Origin of the sequence: Actinomadura logoneensis (assembly GCF_003428695.1) — a bacterium.
In the GTDB taxonomy this organism is placed as follows: domain Bacteria; phylum Actinomycetota; class Actinomycetes; order Streptosporangiales; family Streptosporangiaceae; genus Spirillospora; species Spirillospora logoneensis.
The window spans coordinates 1-7,274 of record NZ_QURH01000053.1 but is presented as its reverse complement, the minus strand read 5'-3'; the positions used below and the strand labels follow the sequence as shown (position 1 = coordinate 7,274).

Below are 7,274 nucleotides of genomic sequence, written 5' to 3'. Positions count from 1 at the left end.
GCGGGTCGACGGCGACGATCGGCGCGGCGCCCGCCATCCGGAGCAGCTGGACGCCGTGCGCGCCGAGGCCGCCGACGCCCCAGACGCCGACCGCCTCGGCGGCGCGGACCTGGGCGGTCGCGGTGATCGCGGCCCAGGGCGTGGAGACGGCGTCGGGGACGAAGCACGCCTGCTCGAACGGCAGGTCGTCGGGGATCGGGACGAGGGTGTCGACGCGGGCGAGGGCGTACTCGGCCCATCCGCCGTCGTAGTCGACGCCCCGCGTGAAGGTGGTGCCGCCGCGCTCCTCGCCCGCCTGGAGCAGCACCCGGTCGCCGACCCGGGCGCCGGTGACGCCGGGGCCGAGGGCGTGGACGGTGCCGGCGACCTCGTGGCCGAGCGTGACGGCGTCGTCCTTCAGCAGGAACGGGGTGAGCGTGCCGTCGATGAGGTGGACGTCGGAGAGGCAGACGCCGGCCGCCCCGACCTTGACCAGGACGTGGTCCGGGCCCGGCTCGGGGGTCGGTACCTCGTCCATCCGCAGTTCGCGTCCGCCGTCCGCGGTGAAGTGCAGCCGTCCGGCCAGCATGGTCGCCTCCTGTACCCGCCGCACCAGGGGTTTCGCGACGGAAGTTCTGTTTTGTCCCTTTACTCCCTCCAACTCTCGACACGGTGTCGATGTTCCCGACGTGTCGTAGATCTCGACACCGTGTCGAGAGACTCGACGCTGTTACGATCAAGGCATGGCGACGTCCCGGGCCTCCCGCAGCCGCCGCTCGTCCCGCCCCTCGGGCGACGAGCGCGAGGCGGCGATCCTCACCACGGCCGAACGGCTGCTGGCCGAGCGCCCCCTGGCCGACATCTCCATCGAGGACCTCGCCGCGGGCGCGGGCATCTCCCGCCCGACGTTCTACTTCTACTTCTCGTCCAAGAAGGACGTCCTGCTCTCGCTGCTCGACCGGGTGGCCGAGGAGGCCGACCGCGCGATCGTGCCCCGGCCGCCCTCCCCCATCGCCGACCGGGCGGCGTTCTGGCGGGACGTCCTCACCGCGTTCTTCGCGGCCTTCGGCGCGCACCGGGCGGTCAGCGCCGCGGCCGACGCGGCCCGCGCGGACGATCCGGAGATCGCCGCCCTCTGGTCCCGGCTGATGACCGGCTGGGTGGAACGCGACGCCGCGGTCATCGAGGCCGAGCGCGCCGCCGGGGCGGCGCCGGACGGCCCGCCCGCCCGCGAGCTCGCCACCGCCCTCAGCCTCATGGTCGAGCGCTCCATGATCGCGCTGTTCACCGGCCGGGAGCCCGCCGTCGGCGAGGACCTTCTGGTGGAGACCCTGCTGCACGTCGTCCTCGGCGCGATCTACACCCCCGCCCCCTGGTAGCCGCCCGGGCACTGCGCCCCGGCGCCTCCGCCGGGCCCGGGGATGGCGCTCGGTGAGCGCCGCGTCACCGGTCGTCGGCGGTGGATTTGTGGGGTTCCCACAAGGCTGAGGGCCCGGCACGTGTGGACGCGCGCATTGGTGTGCCGGGCGCGGATCGGACAGGCTGGAGGGCGGACGTGGCGACACCCCGGTGCCGGGTGTCGCCCTCGTGTTTGCGGGTGTTTGGAGGTTCGGCCGGTGTTCAGGCGTATCGCGATCGTCAACCGGGGAGAGGCCGCGATGCGGCTCATCCACGCGGTCCGTGACCTCGTGGCGGAGACGGGGGCGCGCGTCGAGACCGTCGCGCTGTACACCGACGCCGACCGCGGCGCGACGTTCGTCCGGGAGGCCGACGTCGCCTACCCGCTCGGCGCGGCGGCGGACCGGCCCTACCTGGACCTCGCGGTGCTGGAGCGCGCGCTGGTGGAGACCGGCGCGGACGCGGCGTGGGTCGGCTGGGGCTTCGTCGCCGAGGACCCGGCGTTCGCCGAGCTGTGCGACCGGATCGGCGTCACGTTCGTCGGGCCGTCGGCCGAGGCGATGCGGCGGCTCGGCGACAAGATCGGCGCGAAGCTGATCGCCGAGGAGGTCGGCGTCCCGGTCGCGCCGTGGAGCCGGGGCGCGGTCGAGACCCTGGAGGACGCGCTGCGCGCCGGGGACGAGATCGGCTACCCGCTGATGCTGAAGGCGACGGCGGGCGGCGGCGGACGCGGCATCCGGAAGGTGTCCTCGCGCGCCGAGCTGGCCGACGCCTACGAGCGGACGAGCCAGGAGGCGCTGCGCGCGTTCGGCTCCGGCGTGGTGTTCCTGGAGCGCCTGGTCACCGGCGCGCGGCACGTCGAGGTGCAGGTCATCGCGGACGGCCAGGGCACCGCCTGGGCGCTCGGCGTGCGGGACTGCTCGGTGCAGCGCCGCAACCAGAAGATCATCGAGGAGTCGGCGTCGCCGGTGCTGGACCCCGCCCAGGTCGCCGAGCTGAAGGCGTCGGCGGAGCGGCTGGCCCTCGCGGTCGGCTACCGGGGCGCCTGCACGGTGGAGTTCCTGTACCACCCGGGCGAGCGGCTGTTCGCGTTCCTGGAGGTCAACACCCGGCTGCAGGTCGAGCACCCGATCACCGAGATCACCACCGGCACCGACCTGGTGCGGCTGCAGCTGCACGTCGCGGCCGGCGGGCGGCTGGAGGGCGAGCGCCCGGCCGAGTCCGGGCACGCCGTCGAGGCCCGGCTCAACGCCGAGGACCCCGACCGCGACTTCGCGCCCGCGCCCGGCCGCATCGCGCGGCTGGTGCTGCCCGCGGGCCCGGGCGTCCGGGTGGACACCGGGGTCGGCGAGGGCGACCGCATCCCGGCCGACTTCGACTCCATGATCGCCAAGATCATCGCGTTCGGGCGGGACCGGGAGCAGGCGCTCGGCCGGCTGCGCCGGGCGATGGCCGAGACCACCGTGGTGATCGAGGGCGGCGCGACCAACAAGAGCTTCGTGCTGGACCTGCTGGACCGGCCCGAGGTGGTCGACGCGTCCGCCGACACCGGCTGGATCGACCGCGTCCGCGCCGAGGGCGGGCTGGTCGCGCACCGGCACGCGGCCGTGGCGCTCGCCGCCGCCGCGATCGAGGCGTACGAGGAGCAGGAGCGCGCCGAGCGCGAGCGGCTGCTGGCGACCGCCGCCGGCGGACGGCCCCAGGCGCGGCACGAGTCGGGGCGCCCGCTGGAGCTGAAGCTGCGCGGCGTCGGGTACCGCGTGCGGGTCGCGCGGGTCGGCGCGCAGCGGTTCCGGGTCGGGCTGGAGGCGGGCGACCAGGTCCGCACCGCCGACGTGGAGCTCGACCGGTTCGACCGGCACGCCGGGCAGATCCTGGTGAACGGCGTCCGGCACCGGCTGCTGACCGGCACGCACGGGCCCGTCCACCTGGTCGAGGTGGACGGCGTCGCGCACCGGATCAGCCGGGACGAGGGCGGCGTCGTCCGCTCCCCCGCGCCCGCGCTGGTGGTCGCCACGCCGCTGGAGGTCGGCGCGGAGGTCGAGGCCGGGGCGCCGGTGCTGGTGCTGGAGTCCATGAAGATGGAGACGGTGCTGCGCGCGCCGTTCCGGGCCCGGCTGAAGGAGTGCCTGGTCTCGGTCGGCGGCCAGGTCGAGACGGGCGCGCCGCTGCTGCGCCTGGAACCGCTCGGCGACACCGCGGCGGAGGACTCGGCGGGCACCGCCGCGGCCGACCTGGACCTGCCCGCCGGACCCGGCTCGGTCCCGCCGCACGAGCGGGCCGTCCGCGTCCGGGGCGACCTGCGCGGCCTGCTGCTCGGCTTCGACGCCGACCCCTACGACGAGACCCGGACGCTGGAGGACTACCTCGCGGCCCGGCGGGCGGCCGTGCGGAACGGCGACCGTCCGCTGGCCGCCGAGCTGGACCTGCTCACGGCGTTCGCCGACCTGGCGGAGCTGGGCGGCAACCGCCCGGCCGGGGCGGGCTTCGGCGGCGGCGCGGACGCGGCCGTCGGCCGGGACGGGCACGTGCACAGCCCGCGCGAGTACTTCCACACCTACCTGCAGAGCCTGGACGTCGAGCGGGCCGGGCTGCCGGACGAGTTCCAGGAGCGGCTGCGCCGGGCGTTCGCCCACTACGGCGTCACCGACCTGGAGCGCTCGCCCGAGCTCGAGGCGGCGGTGTTCCGGATCTTCCTGGCGCAGCAGCGGGCGTCCGGGCACGCCTCGGCCGTCACCGCGCTGCTGCGCGCCTGGCTGGAGGAGCAGCCGCCCGGCGGCGACCTGGCCGAGCCCGCCGCGCTGGCGCTGGAGCGGCTGATCTCCGCGACGCAGGTGCGCTTCCCGGCGGTGTCGGACCTGGCGCGCGGCGTGGTGTTCGCCTGGTTCGGGCAGCCGCTGCTGCGCCGCAACCGCGCCCGGGTGTACGCCGGGGTCCGCCGCCACCTGCGGCACCTGGACGCGATGCCCGACTCGCCGGACCGCGCCGAGCGCATCGCGGAGATGGTGCGCAGCACCGAGCCGCTGGTGCGGCTGCTCGGGCAGCGGCTGATCCGGAGCGCCCGGGCGGGCGCCGGCGCCGGTGGTCCCGGTACCGGTGGTCCCGGGACCGCCGCGGAGGCCGGCGGGCTGGACAACTCGGTCATGCTCGAGGTGCTGACCCGCCGCTACTACGGCAACAAGGAGCTGCTGGACGTCCGGACCGCGACCGCCTCGGGCTGCTCGTTCGTGGTCGCGCGGCGCGCCGGGTCGTCGGTGGTGTCGGCGGCGGTCGGCTTCGAACGGCTCGGCGGCGCGCTGGACGGCCTCGCCGAACTCGCCCGCGCGGGCGGCGGGGCGGACGCCACCGACGCCGACGCGGACGCGACCGACGCCGACCCGATCGACGCCGACATCTACCTGTCCTGGGAGAAGCAGCCCGAGGACTTCGACGCCATGGCCGAGGCGCTGCGGCGGGTGCTGACGCTGCACCCGCTGCCGCGCCGGGTGCGGCGGCTGACCGCGACCGTCGCGGGCAGCGGCGGCGCGGTGATGCACCACCACTTCACGTTCCGGCCGTCCGCCGACGGGATGGCCGAGGAGCGGCTGATCCGCGGCCTGCACCCCTACATCGCCCAGCGCATGCAGCTGGAGCGGCTGAGCGCGTTCGACCTCACCCGGCTGCCGTCCTCGGACGAGGAGGTCTACCTGTTCCGGTGCGTCGCGCGGGAGAACCCGTCCGACGAACGGCTCGTGGCGTTCGCGCAGGTCCGGGACCTGACCGCGCTGCGCGACCAGGACGGCGAGCACGTCGCGCTGCCGATGGCCGAGTACACGATCGCGACCTGCCTGGACTCGATCCGGCGGGCGCAGGCGCAGCTCCCGTCCGGCCGGCGGTTCGCGACCAACCGGATCGTGGTCTACGTCTGGCCGCCGAGCGACCTGACCCGCGCCGAGCTGGAGCAGATCTTCGAACGGGTGCTGCCGACCGCCGAGGCGGCGGGCCTGGAGGAGATCCTGCTCATCGGCCGCCGGCGCGACGAGGAGACCGGCGAGCTGCGCAAGATCGCCGTCCGGGTCCGGTTCGACGCGGCGGGCGGCGCCGAGCTGACCATCGGCGAGCCGCCGGTGGAGCCGGTCGAGCCGCTGGACGACTACCGGCAGAAGGTGCTGCGCGCCCGCTCCCGCAACACCGTGTACCCCTACGAGCTGACCGGCCTGCTGGGCGACTTCGTCGAGCACGACCTGGACGAGGCGAACCGGCTCGTCCCGGTCGACCGGCCGAAGGGCCGCAACAGCGCCGCGATCGTGGCGGGCGTGGTGACCACGCCGACCGCCCGGCACCCCGAGGGCGTCACCCGGGTCGTCCTGCTGGGCGACCCGACCAAGGCGCTCGGCGCGCTGTCGGAGCCGGAGTGCCGCCGCGTGATCGCCGCGCTGGACCTGGCGGCCGCGATGCGGGTGCCGCTGGAGTGGTACGCGCTGTCGGCGGGCGCCCGGATCTCCATGGGGTCCGGCACCGAGAACATGGACTGGGTGGCGGCGGCGCTCAAGCGGATCGTCGAGTTCACCCAGGACGGCGGCGAGATCAACGTCGTGGTCGCGGGCATCAACGTCGGCGCGCAGCCGTACTGGAACGCCGAGGCGACGATGCTGATGCACACCAAGGGCGTGCTGGTCATGACGCCGGACTCGGCGATGGTGCTGACCGGCAAGCAGTCGCTGGACTTCTCCGGCGGCGTGTCGGCCGAGGACAACCTCGGCATCGGCGGCTACGACCGGGTGATGGGCCCGAACGGGCAGGCGCAGTACTGGGCGCCGGACCTGCCGTCCGCGCGGGACGTGCTGATGGCGCACTACGACCACACCTACGTCGTGCCGGGCGAGTCCGGTCCCCGGCCGGCCGGGACGTCCGACCCGGCCGACCGCGACATCCGGGACTTCCCGCACGTGGTCGAGGGCAGCGACTTCACCCGGGTCGGCGACATCTTCTCCGCCGAGCACAACCCGGACCGCAAGAAGCCGTTCGACATCCGCACGGTGATGCGGGCGCTGTCGGACCAGGACCACCCGGTGCTGGAGCGCTGGGCGGGGATGGCCGACGCCGAGACCTCGGTGGTCCAGGACGTCCACATCGGCGGGCGGCCCGTCTGCCTGGTCGGGATCGAGTCGCGGGCGGTGCCCCGGCGCGGTTTCCCGCCCACCGACGGCCCGGACGCCTACACGGCCGGGACGCTGTTCCCGCAGTCGTCGAAGAAGACCGCGCGGGCGATCAACGCCGCGTCCGGGAACCGGCCGCTGGTGGTGCTGGCGAACCTGTCGGGGTTCGACGGGTCGCCCGAGTCGATGCGCAAGCTCCAGCTGGAGTACGGCGCGGAGATCGGCCGCGCGATCGTGAACTTCGACGGCCCGATCGTGTTCTGCGTGATCTCCCGGTACCACGGCGGCGCGTTCGTGGTGTTCTCCAAGGCGCTGAACCCGAACATGACGGTGCTGGCGCTGGAAGGGTCGTTCGCGTCGGTGCTGGGCGTGGCGCTGGAAGGGTCGTTCGCGTCGGTGCTGGGCGGCGCTCCGGCGGCGGCGGTGGTGTTCTCCCGCGACGTCGACGCGCGGACGGCCAACGACCCGCGGGTGACGGCGCTGCAGGCGGAGGCGTCGACGGCGATGGGGGCCGAGGCGGTGGAGCTGCGGGCGCGGCTGGCCGAGGTCCGCGCCGCCGTCCGCGCCGAGAAGCTGGGCGAGGTCGCCGCGGAGTTCGACCGGGTGCACAGCATCCAGCGGGCCGTCGAGGTCGGTTCGGTGGACGCGATCGTCGGCGCCGCCGAGCTGCGTCCGCGCGTCATCGAGGCGATCGAGCGCGGCCTGCGGCGCTGACCGCCGCGCGGGTCCGGGCCGTCCCCGGCCGGACGGCCCGGGCCC

Annotated in this window: 3 protein-coding genes; 2 read left to right on the top strand and 1 reads right to left on the bottom strand. The window is 75.1% G+C overall.

Annotation, left to right across the window (positions count from 1 at the left end; all coding sequences use genetic code 11):
* Positions 1–592: alcohol dehydrogenase catalytic domain-containing protein (locus tag DZF91_RS02940; RefSeq protein ID WP_235834038.1), on the bottom strand; the 592-nt coding region annotated here is incomplete at its 3' end.
* Positions 593–722: 130 nt separating this feature from the next.
* On the opposite strand from DZF91_RS02940, the gene DZF91_RS02935 reads away from it, so the two are divergent.
* Both DZF91_RS02935 and DZF91_RS02930 read left to right on the top strand, forming a co-directional pair.
* Positions 723–1,358, top strand: a complete 636-nt coding sequence (locus tag DZF91_RS02935; protein ID WP_117355968.1) for a TetR/AcrR family transcriptional regulator — start codon at positions 723–725, stop codon at positions 1,356–1,358.
* A 237-nt stretch (positions 1,359–1,595) separates the two neighbouring features.
* The gene (locus tag DZF91_RS02930; RefSeq protein ID WP_117355967.1) at positions 1,596–7,229 is read left to right on the top strand and encodes an ATP-binding protein; all 5,634 of its coding nucleotides are present in this window, start codon (positions 1,596–1,598) and stop codon (positions 7,227–7,229) included.
* The last annotated feature ends 45 nt before the right edge of the window (positions 7,230–7,274 follow it).

Excerpts from the sequence above, each read along its gene's own strand:
- DZF91_RS02935 (WP_117355968.1), top strand. The coding sequence starts at position 723 with ATGGCGACGTCCCGGGCCTCCCGCAGCCGCCGCTCGTCCCGCCCCTCG.